This is a genomic window from Paraburkholderia sp. JHI869 (assembly GCF_038900775.1).
GTDB lineage: Bacteria > Pseudomonadota > Gammaproteobacteria > Burkholderiales > Burkholderiaceae > Paraburkholderia.
The window spans coordinates 1-435 of the sequence record NZ_JAYMSC010000104.1 but is presented as its reverse complement, the minus strand read 5'-3'; the positions used below and the strand labels follow the sequence as shown (position 1 = coordinate 435).

Below are 435 nucleotides of genomic sequence, written 5' to 3'. Positions count from 1 at the left end.
GGACGGGGCGACGCTGTGTAACCAAGGGTAAAGCCAGCCGGACACGGACGGAAAGACCCAGAGCAGGCCCAAGATCAGGCCGATCCGATCGAGCGGGCTTCGTCCCGGACGCCTGGCCCCGGTGACCACGAGCCCTACAAGCGCTCCGAGTGCCATCGACCCCGCCGGGGCCGCCATCGTCGAGACGAGTAGCTCATTCCGGATGAAGAAACCCCAGTAATGTTCGTTCGGCATGTACCGAAATATTACCAAATCAACGTATTCGATCAGCCCGATCGCCAGCCCGATCAGTGAGGAGAACCCCATCGCCGATCCCGCCGTTCGGAAGAGCCTTCTTCGCGAGGGCCAGGGCTTACGGAGGCCGAGGATCGCCCAGCCGACGGTCAGGCCGACGAGCGGCTCACGGATATCCGAGACAAGATGAACCACCCGACC

At 63.0% G+C, this 435-nt stretch carries 1 protein-coding gene; it reads right to left on the bottom strand.

Going from position 1 to position 435, the window contains the following annotated elements; genetic code table 11:
• A partial coding sequence (locus tag VSR72_RS44060) for a hypothetical protein (RefSeq protein WP_342958425.1) occupies nucleotides 1-435 on the bottom strand: 435 nt, incomplete at both ends.